This is a genomic window from Chloroflexus sp. (genome assembly GCF_034431535.1).
Taxonomy (GTDB): Bacteria; Chloroflexota; Chloroflexia; order Chloroflexales; family Chloroflexaceae; genus Chloroflexus.
In genome coordinates, this window is the sequence record NZ_DAOUDC010000070.1 from 36,609 (window position 1) to 52,920 (window position 16,312).

12 protein-coding genes are annotated in these 16,312 nt (G+C 60.3%); 7 read left to right on the plus strand and 5 right to left on the minus strand.

The window, feature by feature from the left end; all coding sequences use genetic code 11:
- Positions 1 to 58: 58 nt before the first annotated feature.
- From U9R61_RS17100 to U9R61_RS17120, 5 genes are read left to right on the plus strand one after another with little or no spacing between them, the layout of a single operon-like run.
- Complete coding sequence (locus U9R61_RS17100) at positions 59 to 2,887, plus strand: response regulator (RefSeq protein WP_322490023.1); 2,829 nt, start codon at positions 59 to 61, stop codon at positions 2,885 to 2,887.
- On the plus strand, positions 2,884 to 4,938 hold the full coding sequence (locus U9R61_RS17105; RefSeq protein ID WP_322490024.1) for a cellulose biosynthesis cyclic di-GMP-binding regulatory protein BcsB: 2,055 nt from the start codon (positions 2,884 to 2,886) through the stop codon (positions 4,936 to 4,938). Before U9R61_RS17100 ends, U9R61_RS17105 begins: the two co-directional genes overlap by 4 nt.
- Before the next feature lie 27 nt (positions 4,939 to 4,965).
- Positions 4,966 to 6,942: a glycosyltransferase gene (locus U9R61_RS17110; protein WP_322490025.1), complete on the plus strand. Its 1,977-nt coding sequence runs from the start codon at positions 4,966 to 4,968 to the stop codon at positions 6,940 to 6,942.
- Positions 6,943 to 6,948: 6 nt separating this feature from the next.
- Complete coding sequence (locus U9R61_RS17115) at positions 6,949 to 7,317, plus strand: STAS domain-containing protein (protein ID WP_322490026.1); 369 nt, start codon at positions 6,949 to 6,951, stop codon at positions 7,315 to 7,317.
- A gap of 14 nt (positions 7,318 to 7,331) precedes the next feature.
- On the plus strand, positions 7,332 to 7,745 hold the full coding sequence (locus tag U9R61_RS17120; protein WP_322490027.1) for an ATP-binding protein: 414 nt from the start codon (positions 7,332 to 7,334) through the stop codon (positions 7,743 to 7,745).
- A 605-nt stretch (positions 7,746 to 8,350) separates the two neighbouring features.
- On the opposite strand, the gene U9R61_RS17125 is transcribed toward U9R61_RS17120, so the two are convergent.
- The 4 genes from U9R61_RS17125 to U9R61_RS17140 all read right to left on the minus strand — a co-directional run bounded on the left by U9R61_RS17125 (position 8,351) and on the right by U9R61_RS17140 (position 11,997).
- A complete protein-coding gene (locus tag U9R61_RS17125) occupies positions 8,351 to 8,770 on the minus strand; it encodes a LysM peptidoglycan-binding domain-containing protein (protein WP_322490028.1) in 420 nt (139 codons plus the stop codon).
- Positions 8,771 to 8,862: 92 nt separating this feature from the next.
- Entirely contained in the window at positions 8,863 to 10,026 is a 1,164-nt protein-coding gene (locus U9R61_RS17130) for a glycosyltransferase family 9 protein (RefSeq protein ID WP_322490029.1), read from the minus strand.
- The gene (locus U9R61_RS17135; protein WP_322490030.1) at positions 10,010 to 11,317 is read right to left on the minus strand and encodes a CpXC domain-containing protein; all 1,308 of its coding nucleotides are present in this window, start codon (positions 11,315 to 11,317) and stop codon (positions 10,010 to 10,012) included. The genes U9R61_RS17130 and U9R61_RS17135 overlap by 17 nt, the downstream gene beginning before the upstream one ends.
- 38 nt (positions 11,318 to 11,355) lie before the next feature.
- Positions 11,356 to 11,997: a class I SAM-dependent methyltransferase gene (locus tag U9R61_RS17140; protein WP_322490031.1), complete on the minus strand. Its 642-nt coding sequence runs from the start codon at positions 11,995 to 11,997 to the stop codon at positions 11,356 to 11,358.
- Between the two features lie 376 nt (positions 11,998 to 12,373).
- Here U9R61_RS17140 and U9R61_RS17145 point away from each other — a divergent pair, with 376 nt between their 5' ends.
- Positions 12,374 to 13,342, plus strand: coding sequence for a quinone oxidoreductase family protein (locus tag U9R61_RS17145; RefSeq protein ID WP_416208867.1), 969 nt, complete (start codon positions 12,374 to 12,376; stop codon positions 13,340 to 13,342).
- 236 nt (positions 13,343 to 13,578) lie between these two features.
- Positions 13,579 to 15,048 (plus strand): aspartate kinase, encoded by a 1,470-nt coding sequence (locus U9R61_RS17150; protein ID WP_322490033.1) that lies wholly within the window; start codon positions 13,579 to 13,581, stop codon positions 15,046 to 15,048.
- 59 nt (positions 15,049 to 15,107) lie between these two features.
- Here the strand turns inward: U9R61_RS17150 and U9R61_RS17155 are convergent, their stop codons facing one another.
- Entirely contained in the window at positions 15,108 to 16,163 is a 1,056-nt protein-coding gene (locus U9R61_RS17155; protein ID WP_322490034.1) for a 3-deoxy-7-phosphoheptulonate synthase, read from the minus strand.
- Positions 16,164 to 16,312 lie beyond the last annotated feature (149 nt).

Here is a 16,312-nt window from a genome sequence, read left to right on the forward strand (position 1 = left end):
GGATCGTCTGAGGGTGCATGATGCGCCGGAACAGACGGCTGAGGGAGCGTGAGATGGTATGAAGGCAAATCCTAACGAGGCGCACTCCCTCTTTACAGATCTCCAACACCAGTATCTTGCCCAGATCGAGGCAAAGATCAGGCAGATCGAAGCCATTTGGGCGCGGTGGCAAGACAGTGCATTGCAACCAGATGATCTGTACGAGCTGCAACGGATTGCGCATAATTTAGCCGGTTCAGGGGCGACATTCGGTCTTGCGGCGGTCAGTGAGGCTGCACGCGCGCTTGACGTTGCCCTTCAGCCGGTGATCCATCGGGCTGATGCAGATGAAGCAGCGGCGAGTCTGGCTTCACTGGTGGAAAGACTGCTTGATGTGATGCGCAACCGTAATGCACCAGCGCTGCAACCGCTCAGCCGTGGGCTGCCGGCGGCAGCCGCGACCCTGATTTATCTGGCCGGGCGCAATCAAGACGAGACGGAAGAATTAGCGCGCCAAATCGCCTATTTTGGTTATACCACGGCTCAGTTTCTGAGTAGCGCCGAACTGTTAGCGGCAGTCGAGCGCCAGATGCCGAACGTGCTCTTTCTCGATCTTGATCTACAAGAAGGGGAACAGAGCGGTATTGCTGCGGCTGCCTTCTTGCATGAGCGATACGGTCAAGTGCTGCCGATTTTCTTTACCGCCAGTTCATCGGATTTCACCTTGCGCCTCGCTGCGGTGCGCGCCGGCGGTCGCGGCTATTTTACGCGCCCAATCGATGTTGGCTTGCTGATCGATCAGATTGATCAAATGACGCAGCGGGTGATTGCAGAGCCGTATACGGTGCTGATCGTGGACGATTCGCCGTTAATGGCAGAGGTGTATGCGTTGGCGTTGCGGGCGGCTGGGATGCGTGTGGTGACTACGACTGATCCGCTGGAAGCGCCAATGTTATTGGCCGAACAGCCGCCAGATCTCATCTTGCTCGATGTCTATATGCCCGGCTGTAACGGGCAGGAATTAGCAGCGGTCATTCGCCAGCAGCCGGAATATCACAGTATACCCATTGTGTTCTTATCGGGGGAAACGGATCGCTCGGCGCAGTTGGCGGCGCTAGCGCAGGGTGGCGACGATTTCCTGACGAAACCTATCAATTTAGAGCATCTGGTTGCTGCAATCAGTTCTCGCATTCAGCGAGCGCGGGCGATGCGCAGCCTAATGGTACGCGATAGCCTCACCGGCTTGTTCAATCACAGCGTCACCCAAGACTTACTGATCCGCGAGGTGGCGCGCGCGCGGCGGAGCAACCAGCCGCTGTCGGTGGTGTTAATCGATATTGACCATTTCAAGCAAGTCAATGATCGGTACGGCCATCAATCGGGCGATCGGGTTTTGAAGAGCTTGGCCCGGTTGTTGCGGCAGCGGTTGCGTGCGACTGACCTGATCGGTCGTTATGGCGGGGAAGAGTTTCTGATCGTGATGCCGGAAACACGCGCAGCAAGTGCGGCAATGGTTATTGACAGCTTGCGCGAGCGGTTTGCCAATATCGAACATCAGCGCGAAGGAGCGCCGTTGCGGGTGACGTTTTCAGCCGGCATTGCTGAATGGGCGCAGGGGATTGATGCTAGCGGGTTGATTGAAAAGGCCGATGCCGCGTTGTATCAGGCCAAGCGGCATGGCCGTAATCAAGTCTTGATCGCCGACGCACAGATTGGGCAGCCGCTGCAGCGCCGTGCCTTGCCGTTAACCACCACTCGGTTCCACAATGCGCCGGTGATACTAGTGGTTGATGATGACCCGGATGTAGGCCGGTTGTTGCAACTCTGGCTTGCTGATGCCGGCTATCGGGTCGAATTGACGCACAACGGTTTTGAGGCATTGCAGCGAATTGCCCAAGGTGGGATTGACATTGCGTTAATTGACATTCTGATGCCAGAAATCAGTGGAATTGACGTGTTGGATCACGTGCGCCAGATGGGGCCGGAGCCGGCGGTGATTATGACGACCGCGTTTGGTTCAGAGCAGATTGCAGTTAATGCGATTCGCCACGGCGCCGACGACTATTTACGCAAACCGATTGATCGGCAAGAGTTGTTGGTGGTCATCGAGCGCACGCTGGCGAATCTCCGATTACGGCGCGAGAATGCCGCGTTACAACGACGGCTCGACGAGAAGCGGCGTGAATTGGAAGCTGAAATTAAACATGCCGCGCAGATTCAATCGGAAATGCTGCCGCAGCAGATGCCGCGTCTGCCGGGGTACACGATTGCTGCCCACTGCATCCCAGCGCGCGAGGTTGGCGGTGACTTCTACGATTGGCACTTCCCGGCGCCGCATTTGTTAAATCTAACGTTTGGCGACGTGATGGGCAAAGGGATGTCAGCGGCGTTGTTGATGACGACCACGCGCGCGGTGATTCGTTCGGTAGCACGTGATACATCGCCAGAAGTGAATATGCGGTATGCGATAAATGCCTTGCACGCCGATCTTGATCGCACGAACAGCTTTGTGACGTTGTGCCATTTGCAGTTAAACTTAACTGCCCATACCCTAGCCTTTGTCGATGCCGGCCATGGGTTAGGATTTATCCGTCGCCATGGCGGGCAATGTGATCGGCTCGAACCGCGGGGCGCGCCACTGGGCATTTTCTCGCACGAGCCGTACCGGCAGGGTGAAACGGTATTGAACCCCGGTGATGCTTTGATCTTGTTTAGCGATGGGTTGCTTGATCCATGGCCGGCGTTAGCGCGTAACCCGCTCCAGATTAATGACCTGCTCGCCGATGGCATGTCGGCGACAGCAATCGTTGACCGGTTGTTGGCACTGCCGGCTTTGATTGGCCCATTGACCGATGACTTGACCGTGGTGGTGCTCGCGCGTGATGGATTGTCAGAGGATGCAGCATGAGCCTGTGGATGCGATGGTGGCTAGTCTTGCTCTTGAGCTTGCTCACGGTCATCGCTCCGGCGCCAGTCCAAGGCCAAAGCGCGGCCAAACGCTTTGCCGACCTTGGCTACGGCGACCGCACAGCGCGCGGGATCGATGCGGTGCTCGATTATTACTTTCCGATTCCGATGGGGTTGCGTCCGGCGAATGATGGCTTGTTAACGTTACGGTTTAGCCACTCGCCATTGTTACGGCCTGATCGATCGACAATAACGGTTGCGTTGAACGGACAGGCGCTGGCGAGCAGCCGGCTGACGGCGGAAAATGCCACCGATGGCGTGTTGGCGGTGCCATTGCCGGTGGCCGGTTTTACCGGGCCGGGGTTGTTTGTGCAGGTGCAGGTTCACATGCGCTTGACCGATGACGCCTGCGAAGAGGTGCAGAATCCGGCGTTATGGACGGTCGTAAGCGGCGATTCAACCCTCCGGCTTGATTTGCAACCGGTGATGGAAGGAACCTTGGCCGATCTAGCGGCATTGTTTGGGCCGTTGCCCCTCAGCGCGCCTACTACCCGTGTGCCGCTGGCGCTGGTTTTATCGCCGGCCACCGATCCGGCAACCTTACAGGCAGGCGGCATTGCGGCCTTTGCTGTTGGTCAGTGGGCAGCGCTAGCCGGGCAAGATCCGGTCTTAACGGTGGCAGACGTGCTTCCTGGCCAAGCTCCTGCGATTGTGGTCGCCCTAGGGCCGTTACCGGCGGGAGATTGGGGGTCGGTGCGTTGGAATGGCACTGCCTATGAAGTGGATGGGCAGGCTATTCCAGTCGATCACGGCATTTTGGTCTTGGCGCCTACTGCGCCGCCGCAACTGCTGGTGGCAGGGGCAACCCCAACCGCATTAACGTATGCCGCGCAGGCGTTGACAACTGCGTTGCCGGCGGCACCGGTCTTGGCGGCGCCGGCAGCGCCGCCGGCGCCAGTGACCGCAGCGTGGCGGGAAGGGGCAGCCAGTTTTGCCCAGTTGGGCATCACGCAGCGCCGGGTAAGTGGCGCGGGCGAACACCAGATCGACTATGCCTTCGAGCGTCCGCCGGGATGGGATTTGCGGGTGGGGGCAACGTTGGAGTTGCACGTGGTCACAGCGGCTGGTTTGACGCCGGCCACCTCGTGGCTAGCGGTCGCAGTGAACGGTATCACCCTTGGCTCGCAGCGCCTGCGAGTGGAAACGAATGCCGTCGAGCGGTATCGGTTTGATTTGCCCGCCGATCTGCTGAACAGCGATCTTGCTGGTACACCATTGCGCCGGATCGATCTCCAAGTGCGGCTCTATCTCGATCTGCCGAATATTGGCTGTGAAGAGGTTGACACATCGGCGGCGTGGGCAGTTATTGAGCCAACTTCGGTGTGGCGTTTACCCTATGATCCGGCAGCAGCGAACGATCTTGGCCGGTTCCCAGCAGCGCTCATTGGAGACACAAGCGCGCGGTTGGTGTTGCCAGCGCAACCAACGGACATCGAGATCCAAGCTGGTTTGGAGTTGGCAGCAGCGATCGGGCGCTGGAGCGCGACGCCTGATGTGCTGCCGCCACGTCTCGTAACTGCTGATGCAGTGGGTGATGAACGAAGCGGGCCATTAGCAATTTTAGGCGATCACAATCGTAATCTGTTGGCGAATGCACTGAATGTTACCGCGAACGCACCGTTCGTCTACCAACCCGGTCGCAGCGCTCAAGCAATGTTGCACATCGTGCCGTCGCCGTGGCAAAGCGGCGCGCGGCTACTCCTGATCGAGGCGGCTGATGGCGCCGGAATGAGGCTAGGAGTACAGGCGCTGCGCGAACGAGTATTACTAAGCGTGCTCCGTGGTGTGCAGGCCCAGATTACAAGTGATCTAAATACTACTGTCGTGCCATTGACGCCGCCGCTGGCCGCGCCGCCGCAAACCTTGACGCCGCAAATTGAAGTCGCGTTGCTTGAACGCATTCCGGTGTGGCAATTTGTCGGCGGGATCCTGCTGATTGCTTTACTGGCAACGGCAGTGTTGGTTGTTCGGATTCGTTGGCTGCGCAAATAGTAAAGCGTTTTGCTTCCGGCTACGCCTATGCAGTCTTCGCATCTCGACATAACTTTTCTGCGTGCCGGTTGGGGGCCTGCGGAATGGGCGGCGTTCCGGCGTGGCCTGATCAAGATTCTGGTGATAACCAACCTGACACTCGGCGCGTACTACCTGCTCTGGCGGGGAACCGTTTCGCTCAACTGGAATGCGTGGCTGTTTGCGTTAGCCTTGTTTGGCGCTGAGCTGTACAGCTATATTGGCAGTTTTCTCTTTGGCCTCACCGTGTTCCGGCTCCGCGAGCGGGGTGAACCGCCGCCAGCACCACCCGGTTTGCGGGTTGATGTATTTATCACCTGCTATAACGAACCGGTGGAACTCGTGCGCAAGACGGTGCGGGCGGCGATAGCGATTCGCTATCCGCACCAGACCTATCTGCTCGATGATGGCAATAGTCCAGCGATGCGGGCAATGGCGGCGGAAGAGAGATGTGGCTATATCACCCGTTCGGCGGCATGGAAGGGATTTGATCGTCACGCCAAAGCCGGCAATTTGATCAATGCGCTTGAGCAAACAACCGGCGATTTTGTGCTTATCCTTGATGCCGATCAGGTGCCGTTGCCGCAGATCCTTGATCGCACCCTCGGTTATTTTGCCGATCCACTGGTTGCGTTTGTGCAGACGCCACAGTACTTTATCAATGTACCGCCGGGCGATCCGTTCGGCAACCAAGCGCCGCTCTTCTACGGCCCGATCATGCAGGGCAAAGATGGCAGGAACGCAGCGTTTTTTTGCGGTTCTAATGCTGTTTTGCGCCGTGAGGCGCTGTCCCGTACCGGCTTGCGCTTCTTTGTACGCGATGTCGAGCGGCGGATCCGGCGAGCGTTGCGCGAGGCGGATGCGGTGATCCGGCAAGCGGAACGGCGCTTGACCAAAGCAGATTGGCAGCGGGTAGCGCCGGCGCTGCACGAGCTGCGCAGGGCGGTGGCGCAAGTGCGGCGAGAGTTGGATCGTGGCGATACCTTTCAGGAAGTGACCGAGCGGTTTCAGCGGCAGGCCGAGGAAGCGGCGCGGATGGTAGTGGCGGCTGATTTGCAGCAGATCATGGCTGATCTGGCCGAGATTCAAGCGGTCGAAGCTGCCGAGATTATGCGTGCGCTGAATGACGAAGCGCTCTTGGCGGAACTAGCGGCGCGCGATCGTTCGCCGTTGGCGGCGATCGAGACGGTGCGGCAATTGATCCCGCTGCTCGTTAATGAAGCGATGGATTATCTGCCGATCTCAACGATCTCGGTCACCGAAGATATGTCCACGGCGATGCGTATGCATGCGACCGGTTGGCGCTCGGTCTATCACGATGAAATATTGGCCCATGGGTTGGCGCCGGAAGATCTGCGCAGCGCGCTGCAACAGCGATTACGGTGGGCGCAAGGTACGATTCAAGTCATGCTGCGTGAAAACCCACTGACCTTGCCGGGGTTGAGTTTGGGCCAGCGCCTCGCCTATTTTGATACGATGTGGAGCTATCTGTCGGGGGTGCCGACGATTATTTATTTGATCTCACCGGTGCTGTACCTCGTCTTTGGCTTGTTGCCGGTCAATGCGTTATCCGATGAATTCTTCTGGCGGTTAGTGCCGTATCTGGTCATCAACCAATTGCTTTTTGCCGTGATTAGCTGGGGGAGGCCAACGTGGCGCGGGCAGCAATACAGTCTGGCGCTCTTTCCGCTCTGGATCAAGGCGGTGACGACCGCGGCGGCCAATGTGTGGTTTGGTAAGAAACTTGGTTTTATCGTGACCCCGAAGACCCGGCAAGCGGGGCGTTATTTTGGACTGGTGCGCTGGCAGCTCGTGATGATGGCCTTACTCGCGATAGCGATTGTGGTGGGGCTAGGGCAATTAGCGTTGGGCTGGCGGAGCGATGGTCTGCCAGTGGTGGTCAATGTCTTTTGGGCCGTGTATGATCTGGTTATGCTCAGTGTAGTCATCGATGCAGCAATGTACCAACCTACCGAGGAGCAGTAGCAGGGTATGGCGCCAGAGTTTGTGAAGGGGGCGTTGATGGAGATCACGGTCAACCCAGTGGACGAACGCACGGCAGTGGTTCAGTTGCGGGGCCGGCTCGATCTGTTAGTCGCCGCAGAGGTGAAGCAACGGCTGGTGCAGGCCGTCAATGAAGGGTTTCGGTTGTTGGTGGTTGATATGAGCGAAGTCAGTTTTGTTGATAGTTCAGGGCTGGGCGCGCTCATTGGCGGGTTGAAGGCGACCCGGTTGGCCGGCGGTGATCTGCGGCTGGCCAGTGTGGGTGCGCAAGCGCAGGCGATTTTGGAATTGACCACACTCAACCGAGTCTTACGTCTCTACCCGAATGTGGCCGCGGCTTTGCAGGCGAACTTATAGTTCTGAGATGCGCTATGAACCGTATCGAGCGCCAGTATGAACTCAGCGTCGTGCCATCGGAAGGGATTGAGCAGTTGCATACCGCACTGGCTTCATTTTGGGATGAAGCCGGGGTGGCGCCTGAGGCGCAGATACGGTTTAACACAGCGATCGCCGAGGTGGTGGCGAATATCTTGCAGTATGCAGTGGGGCCGGGCGATGGGTCAATTCAGTTGCGGTTACGTTCTACCCCGGCGCGCATTGAGGCCCGGTTGGTTGATCGAGGGCGCGCGTGGGAGAGGCCGGCAATAGCAACCTCGCTTCCAGAGGATTGGCACGAGAGTGGGCGTGGGTTGGCGATTGCCGGCGCGATTCTTGATACGTTGCAGTACCGCCGGTTCCGTAACCTCAATTGTTGGCGGCTGGTGTTGGTAGTGCGGCATGGGTGATAGAAAGATGCGGCAGTGGGACTGCCGGACGCCAGCCGCCCTCACCCCCCCCCCGGCCCCCTCTCCCGCCGTTAGGCGGAAGAGGGGGAGCCGCTGGAGAGCGGGCACGGCATCGCGGGAATGGAAGGCAGCAGCGCCCCGCTCTCGAGCCAGTGGGAGTGGGGCATATCATTGTTACCGCAGCTGGTGCGGAGGATGGAGTGGAGGAGGCATGCTGTCATTGTGCGGGCGCGCAGTGCCCGAAGCCATCTCCTCCTTCAGCAGATGATATGCCTGACTGGCTCCCTGCCACGCTCGTTCAAGGGCGGACAGAACGTATGAGGGTAGATGCGGTTGATGGCTTTGCGCGATGCGTTGGTTCGCCCTCACCCCTAGCCCCTCTCCTACTGGCGCGGGAGAGGGGAGCGTAGAGCTACGCGTTGAGGCATTGCACAGCGATCAACCGTTGTACTCGATCAAAAGTTCGGTCTGTCCCTCGAGGATAGGGGGTGAGGGTCAAACGACATCATCCCAAAGCCATAAGCGGCAGTTTGACAGCCGGACTCCATAGTAGAGAGGGGCAGCTATGCGGCAGTGGGACTGCCGCACTCCATAATAAGAGCTGCTTATGGCGTTGGGGTCAGGGCTGGGCGTGGGGTGTCGATCCGCGACGGGATGAGCAAGGTTTGGCCGGGTTGGATGAAGTTGGGATCGGTGAGGTTGTTGGCTGCGACCAGCTCATCAACGGTGACGCTGAAACGTTCGGCGATAGCGCTGAGGGTATCGCCGGTTTGCACGATGTACAATGCCGCTACCGTCGGCGTTGGGCGCGGGGCGCTGGCGTAGGCCGTCGCTGTCGCGTCAATATCGAGGGTTGGCGCGGGCGTAATGTCGAGAATAGCTGGCAGGGTGGGCAGATTGCGCGGCGGCGGATCGGGCAGGCAGGCAGTCAATCCTATACTAGCGCACAATATGAGCGCCCCCATTATCCCAACCCACAGTTGGCGCACCACAATCACCCCCTTTATTGGCACCTTTGCGGTCACAACGGATCATTGTAGCAGGCGGTCGAATCAGCGTCAATGCGGTTTCGTCACGGCGAAACCGCGATTGGGGTGGTGGCAGGGACATCGCCGTTTCAGTGGGGGGGCGGTGTGTGGTGACGCCGGTGCTGCACCATCGTTTCCACGACGGCCAGCACGTGGGCCGGTTGGATGGCCGCCATGCATTCGGGTGGGTTTGTGGCGCGCGGGCAGGCAGCAAAGACGCCGCAGGGGCTACAAGGCAGGTTGGCGCTGATCACGCGCTGGCGGGCCGGATCACCCCACGGCCCGAAGCGGAGCGGATCGCTCGGCCCGAAGAGGTGGATCGTGGGCGCGCCTTGGCTGACGGCGATATGGAGTGGGCCGCTATCAACGCCAATCACCAAGGCGGCATGGCTGAGCAACGCGGCGAGCCGGTCGATAGTGAGGTCAGCGCTCAGCGCTAGCACATCAGGTTGGGAGGCGGCAATCGCAGCTAGCTCAGCGCCCTCGGCGGGACTGCCGGTGAGGACAATCCGCCGGCCCGGTTGGCGCAACCCTTGGATCAGGGTGATCCAGTGCTCACGCAGCCAGTGTTTGGTGGGGCCGCCGGTGCCGGGATGGAGGATAATGACTTGCGCATCCGGCGCGCTATGGTGGTGGAGCCATGCCGCTGCCCATTCCTGCGCGGCGGGGGTGGGCGGGAAGCGCAGCGGCCCCGGCGCGGGCTTGGCGCCGGTGAGCGCTGCCACTAGGTCGAGCGCCTGTTGGGTTACGTGCTGGCGCGGATCGTAGGGCAATGCCTCGCTGAGCAGCGGTTGGCAAAGCGGGTGAGCAAAGCCGATCCGGCGGGGAATACCGGCCAGCAGGGCGAGGGCCGCGCCCCACCAATGGTCATCGCGCATGATGAGGGCAGCATCGTAGCGTTGCCGGCGCAGCCGCCATGCCGCGCGCAGCAAGAGGGTATATGGCGCGAGCGGCATCGGTTTGGCGGCGGCGCGGTCGAAGGCAGGGAAGGGCAATGTCTCGATCGCGTCGAGGTCAGGCAAGCGCTGCCATATCATGGCAGCCCACGGCCCGACCAGCGCCGTGAGGTGCGCTGTGGGCAACGCTTCCCGCAGCGCGGCCAGCGCCGGCGTTGCCAGCAACAGATCACCGAGGTGATCGGGTTTGATGATCAGCACCCGGTGCGGCGGATCAGCCGGCGCGTGGCGTACCAATGGGCGAGCGACGGCGGCGATGACGGCGACAACGGCACGGTGTTTAGAAGAGTAACGCACTTGCTTCACGGGCCAATTGGCGCAATCGTTCGGCAACCGCTTGATTGGCGCGCTTCTCTTCCTCGGCAGCCCGTTCGTTGAGGCGGCGAGCCAAGTCTGGCGTGATCTTGGTCACGTTTTTGCGCAACAAGCGTGTGGCCTCAGCCGTTGTCTCTTGGGCGAGCAGCTCATTGATAAAACGGTCTTCGGGCGAGAGCCGTGACTCGATAATGTCTTGGGCAGCGGTCGCCAGCTTTTCAAGCTGCTCAACCAATTCTAAACTGTCGGCGTGATAAGCGGCCGCAATGCTGGCCGAAATGACCGTCAGCAAGCCTTCATCCACTTCAGCGGCCCGTTCGCGCAGCGCCGCTACGGGATCTGGCGTGGATAACACCGCGTCGATCAAGGCGCTGCCGCGCTCGAACAGCTCTTGCGCGGCGCGGTCAATCTCTTCGACCAGCTCAAGGATGCGCGCGCGCCGCGCGGTGAGCATCTGGGCCGTAGCAGTGTCGCCAGCGGCTTCAGCCGCCTCGATCTGTTCAGTCCACAATTCAAAGAAGCCGTAATCGATCAGCGGGCGCAATTCGTGAACAGCGGCAGTCAGCTCGTCGTCACTGGCAGTGCGGAGGCGCTCGATGGCGGCCTTAACCTCTTCGGCGGCGGCCAAGGCGGCGGCGCGAGCGACATGGGCTTGCAACTTCTCGCGCACCTTGATCAGCATTGTGCGCATGTGGGCTTGCGCGTCATTGGTAGCGTTGATAAATGCGTCGAGGGTGGCAAAAAACTCTGGCGTAAGCTCGGCGGTGTAGCGTTGGGCCGCCTCAGTAAACTGGGCGTCGTCTTCAACCAGATTGACCAGCTCGGTCAAAATCTCAACATAGCGATTCTGGCGGCGCAAGTCTTCGGCAGAGACGCCATCAGCTTCGTAAATGGATTCGATCAGCGATTGCAGGGTCAGGAAGCGGCGGGGCGCCAGCAGATAGCCGCGGGGCGCGTCGGCCGGCAAGGCGCGGAGCATAAACGCCGAGGCATCGCCGACGAATTGCTCAATCTCTTTGGGCTGGCTATTCAGCTCTTGCGGCACATACACCAGAAAGAGCTGCTTGCTGGCATCGTGATAGATTAACGGCGCGCTGAGCATACTAGCCAGTCCGCAGCCGGGGCAGACGGCGACATTCAGTTGGCCGGTGAGCAGCGCCGCTTTGAGTTCGGGCTGCTCGCCGCCATCAACAATCGTATAGACCAGCGAGCGGAAGCGGGTGCCGCAGGATGGGCAGGTGATTTGAACCGGTTGAGGAGGGGCCGAAGGCATTGATCTTCTCCAGTATCTACCATTTCGTTCGCCGCTGATTATACCACTCGTCGCCCAACAACGGCGTAGAGAGGATCGCTCAGCCAATGGTGGGGCGAACGGTCAAGACACCGGAGCTGTTCAAAGCCACCGGCCAGCTCGAAGTAGTAACGCACCAACTCCATGTGTTGGCGGTCGTTGGTAGCTAACCAGACCCGCACGGCTTTACTGGGGAAGCAGCGGTTGGAAAAGGTGACGATGAAGGGGCCTCCCGGCTTGAGGATACGGGCCACGTCAGCGAAGACCTCGACCGGGCGAGTCATATATTGGACGGAGACGGTGCAGATAACGCCGTCGAACGTGGCGTCGGCGAAGGGCAACTGCGGGTTTTCGTTGAGGTCGTGGATGACATACTCGTGGAGCTGCGGGTTAAGCCGCAGCTCTTCTTCGTTGAGACCGAGCCCGACCACGCGGGTCAGCGGAATATCAGTTGGCAGATGGCTGACATAACTGCTCATCAAGTCGAGCAGGCAGCTACCGTTGGGCAGTTCCTCGCGGATCAACTGGGTCACGGCGCAGCAAGCCAGTTCATCGATATGGGCAGTGAGACGGGGGTAGAGATAGAAGAGGCGATCATCGCTCTCATCGTATCGCTCGAAATATTCAGGTGGAAGACCACTTTGACGCACTATTGCCCCCATCTGGTTAGTCATTGCGAGAATATTGGGTGATCCAGCGCTGTTGTTCATCACCCGCGGTTGCGAACATCTCTCTGGTTACAGCCTGTGAACAGAACGGATTGATCGATGATGATTGCTGAAGGATGCAGCAGCTTAGCTGCTCAAGTTAGCACCTTGGCGGTGTGCGGCAGCCTAACTGCCACAGCCTCTCTAGATAAACCGGCACAATGTTGCGCACGTCTGCTGGCTTGGGCAACAGAGATGGACACGGCAGGTACACGGTCGCAATCCATCCATCGCTATCTGCACTCGCCAACACTGGAGCAGCAACCCTATGTTATAGTATAGGTCGGTTTCTAATGTAAGCGCAAGGGCGAGCTTTCAGCGAGGTGCAATGATGCGGGCGATCCAGATCCATCAGACCGGTGGGCCAGAGCTGTTGCAACTGGTCGAGATTCCGATGCCGGAGCCGGGGCCGGGGCAGGTACGGGTGAAGGTGGTGGCGGCGGGGGTGAATTTTATCGACATCTACCATCGGAGTGGTCTTTACCCGCAGCCGTTGCCGTTCACGCTGGGTCTGGAGGTGGCCGGCACCGTTGATGCGGTCGGTGAGGGGGTGAGCGAGTGGGTGGTTGGCGACCGGGTGGGTTGCGTGACTGCCATTGGTGGCTATGCCGAATATGCGCTGGCGCCAGCCGATAAGCTGGTGCGGGTGCCTGATGCTGTCGATCTGGAAACCGCAGCGGCGGTGCTGTTGCAGGGCATGACGGCGCACTATCTCACCTTGAGCACCTTCCCCTTGAAAGCGGGCGATACGTGTCTGGTGCATGCCGCTGCCGGCGGGGTGGGGTTGTTGCTGATCCAGATCGCCAAACGGCTGGGGGCGCGGGTGATCGGTACTGTCTCGACCGAGGAAAAGGCGGCGCTGGCCCGCGTTGCCGGCGCCGACGAGGTAGTCATCTACACCCGCGAGTCGTTTGTCGAGCGGGCGCGGGCTTTTACCGGCGGGCGCGGGGTTGATGTGGTATACGACTCGGTGGGGGCGAGCACAGTGGAAGGCAGCTTCGACAGCTTGCGCCCGCGCGGGATGTTCGTCACTTTTGGCAACGCCAGCGGGCCGGTGTCGCCGATTTCGCCGCTGACCCTCAGCAGCAAGGGTTCGTTGTTTATGACCCGGCCTACCCTCTTTCACTACATCGCGACCCCCGACGAATTGCGCTGGCGGGCCAGCGATCTGTTTGCGTGGATCGGCGCGGGTGAATTGCAGGTGCGGATCGACCGGCGCTATCCGCTGGCCGAGGCAGCCGAGGCGCAGATCGCCTTGGCGAGCCGGGCGACGAGCGGGAAGCTGTTGCTCATCCCGTGACGAGGCCGGGGCGCAGAGGGGGCAAAGGGGGGCAAAGGGTATTAAACGCAAAGGCGTGAAGGGCGCAGAGGGTTTGATGTGGATATGCGCTGATCTCTGCATGTTGTATCTTAGTGTCTTTGCGTTAAAAACCTTAGCGTCTTTGCGTTAGAATTCATAACGGTATTCACGTCGCGGTGAAGCGCAAATTGCGCACCGCGACGTTTTTTAGTTAGCGCGAGAAGGAGATAACATCTATGCGGCTAGTAATGAAGTTTGGCGGCACCTCGGTCGGCAGCGCCGATGCGATCCGGCAGGTGACAGAGATTGTCGGCGCGTATGCCCGCGATCACGAGGTGGTGGTGGTGGTATCGGCGATGAACGCGCCTGATCTGCGCACCACCGACACCTTAATTGCAGCGGCGAAGGCGGCGGCGTCAGGTGATGGCAATGCCACGGCGCAGGTCGCGCCGCGCCTGCTCGATCTGCACATGCGGGTGGCGAATGAATTGGTGACGCCGGAAGAGCGCGCGGCGCTCGAACCGGAAATTCGGGCTATGCTCGACTACATGAGTGATCTGTCGCGCAGCATTGCGGTACTTGGCGAACTGACGCCGCGGGCGCTCGACCTGTTCAGCGGGTTGGGGGAGCGGCTCAATGCGCGCTTGATTGCGGCGGCGCTGCGCAGCGCCGGAATTGACGCTGAAGCAATCGATGCTACCGAGCTGATAGTGACCGACGATCGCTACGGCAATGCTTCGCCGATCGAGCCGGATACGCGCGAGCGCAGCCGGGCGCGGTTGTTGCCATTGCTAGCAGCGAAGCGGGTGCCGGTGGTGACCGGCTTTATCGGTGCGACGCGGGCCGGGGTGCCGACAACGCTGGGCCGGGGTGGTTCCGATTACACCTGCGCTATCCTCGGCGCCGATCTCGATGCCGACGAGGTGTGGTTCTGGAAGGAAGTGGATGGGGTGTTGTCGGCGAATCCGAAAGTCGTGCCGGAAGCGCGTACCCTGCCCCGGCTGTCGTATGCCGAGATGGGAGAGATGGCCTACTACGGGGCGAATGTGCTGCATCCCAAGACGGTGCAGCCGCTGGTGCATCGTCGCATCCCGATCCGCATCCGCAACACCTTCAACCCCAGCCATCCGGGGACGTTAATTGATGCCGAAGGTGATGGCGAAAGCGTGCGGGCGATTACGGCAATCAAAGGGTTGAGTCTGATCACCGTTGGCGGGCCGGGCATGCTTGGTTTGACCGGCGTGGCAGCGCGCATCTTTGGTGCGGTGGCGCGGGTCGGGGCGAATGTGTTGCTGATCTCGCAGGCTAGTAGCGAACAGAGCGTCTGTTTTGCTGTTCCGGGTGACGAAGCGGCGAAGGTGGTGAATGAGCTGCGCTGCGAGCTGGATCGTGAATTTGCCGCCCACGATGTCGAGCATATCGGCACAATTACGCCGGTCGTGATCGTGGCCGTGGTCGGGTCGGGCATGCGAGGTACGCCGGGGATTGCCGGGCGGGTGTTTGGCGCGCTCGGTGCGGCGGGGGTCAACGTGATCGCAATTGCGCAGGGCAGCACCGAGAATAATATCTCGTTGGTCGTCTCAGAGGCAGACGCCGATAAGGCGGTGCGGGCGGTGCATGGGGCTTTCGTGACAACGAATGGGGGAACGAATCGGTTTGTAGAGCTGCACGGCTGTGCGGTTCCCCCATGTGGCCGGAACGGATGAAGGCAGCATCTGCCATGCACGGATCGTTGCCCCATTCGGTTGTTGATGTCTGTCCCGCATTACCGCCTGCTCAACGCCAGATGCGCTTCGTGGAGCAGGCGTTCGGTGGTGTCCCAACCGACGCAGCCATCGGTCAGCGAGACGCCGTATTTGAGGGTGCTGCGGTCGGCGACGAGCGGTTGCTTGCCCTCGAATAGATTGCTCTCAAGCATCATGCCGATGATCGGCAAGTTCTCTTCGACCATATAGCCGAGCACAGTCTGCCAGACGGCTTCTTGGCGGCGGAAATCGCCGCCGGAGTTGGCGTGGCTGCAATCGATCATCACGGCTGGGGTCCGTTCGGCCTCGCGCATCAGGCGGGTGGCTTGCACGATGTATTCAAGGTGGTAGTTGGGGCCGTGGCGGCCACCGCGCAAGATCACGAAGCTGTCGGGGTTGCCGGTGGTGCGTACCACGCTGCTGCGCCCGTCTTCGTCAATGCCGAGGAAGCTGTGCGGCACCGCTGCCGAAACGCAGGCGTTGACAGCGACTTGGATCCCGCCGTCGGTGCCGTTCTTGAAGCCGACCGGCATCGAGACGCCGCTGGCGAGCGCGCGGTGGGTTTGGGCTTCGCTGGTACGGGCGCCGATAGTGGCGAGGCTGATCTGATCGTCGAGGTACTGCGGGCTAATTGGGTCGAGCATCTCGGTGGCGACCGGCATCCCCAGTTCATTAATCGCCAGCAACAGTTGGCGGGCGATGCGCAGGCCGGCTCCCATATCGAACGAACCGTCGAGGTGGGGGTCGTTGATCAGTCCGCGCCAGCCGACGGTGGTGCGCGGTTTTTCGAGGTAGGTGCGCATCACGATCAGCAACTGATCGCCGAGCGGCTGTTGCAGGGCGTGCAAGCGGCGGGCGTAGTCGAGCGCGGCTTCGGGATCGTGGATCGAGCATGGGCCGACGACCATAATCCGGCGCTGATCGACACCGCGCAGGATGCGGCGAATCGCGGCGCGGGCCTCGGCGACGGTCTGGGCTGCGGCAGGGGTAATCGGTAATTCGGTCTTGAGCGCGCGCGGCGGTTGCAACGGCGTCAATTCGCGGACGTGCAGGTTGGCTAACGGCGTTTGGTTCATAGGGCGTATGGTGGTAAGACAAAAACGCAAAGACATGGATACGTGCCTTTGCGTCTTCGCGTCCGGTATTCAGCTTGCCGCTCCTAGTATACCGTGAATCGCAGAGAGCGCGAAGGGTGGAGGATGGCGTTGCGATCTCTGCGATAGTC

What these genes read in the sequence shown, in the direction of transcription:
- U9R61_RS17100 (WP_322490023.1), top strand. Translation starts at nt 59, where the DNA reads ATGAAGGCAAATCCTAACGAGGCGCACTCCCTCTTTACAGATCTCCAA.
- U9R61_RS17105 (WP_322490024.1), top strand. Translation starts at nt 2,884, where the DNA reads ATGAGCCTGTGGATGCGATGGTGGCTAGTCTTGCTCTTGAGCTTGCTC.
- U9R61_RS17110 (WP_322490025.1), top strand. Translation starts at nt 4,966, where the DNA reads ATGCAGTCTTCGCATCTCGACATAACTTTTCTGCGTGCCGGTTGGGGG.
- U9R61_RS17115 (WP_322490026.1), top strand. Translation starts at nt 6,949, where the DNA reads ATGGCGCCAGAGTTTGTGAAGGGGGCGTTGATGGAGATCACGGTCAAC.
- U9R61_RS17120 (WP_322490027.1), top strand. Translation starts at nt 7,332, where the DNA reads ATGAACCGTATCGAGCGCCAGTATGAACTCAGCGTCGTGCCATCGGAA.
- U9R61_RS17135 (WP_322490030.1), bottom strand. Translation starts at nt 11,317, where the DNA reads ATGCCTTCGGCCCCTCCTCAACCGGTTCAAATCACCTGCCCATCCTGC.
- U9R61_RS17140 (WP_322490031.1), bottom strand. Translation starts at nt 11,997, where the DNA reads ATGGGGGCAATAGTGCGTCAAAGTGGTCTTCCACCTGAATATTTCGAG.
- U9R61_RS17145 (WP_416208867.1), top strand. Translation starts at nt 12,374, where the DNA reads ATGCGGGCGATCCAGATCCATCAGACCGGTGGGCCAGAGCTGTTGCAA.
- U9R61_RS17150 (WP_322490033.1), top strand. Translation starts at nt 13,579, where the DNA reads ATGCGGCTAGTAATGAAGTTTGGCGGCACCTCGGTCGGCAGCGCCGAT.
- U9R61_RS17155 (WP_322490034.1), bottom strand. Translation starts at nt 16,163, where the DNA reads ATGAACCAAACGCCGTTAGCCAACCTGCACGTCCGCGAATTGACGCCG.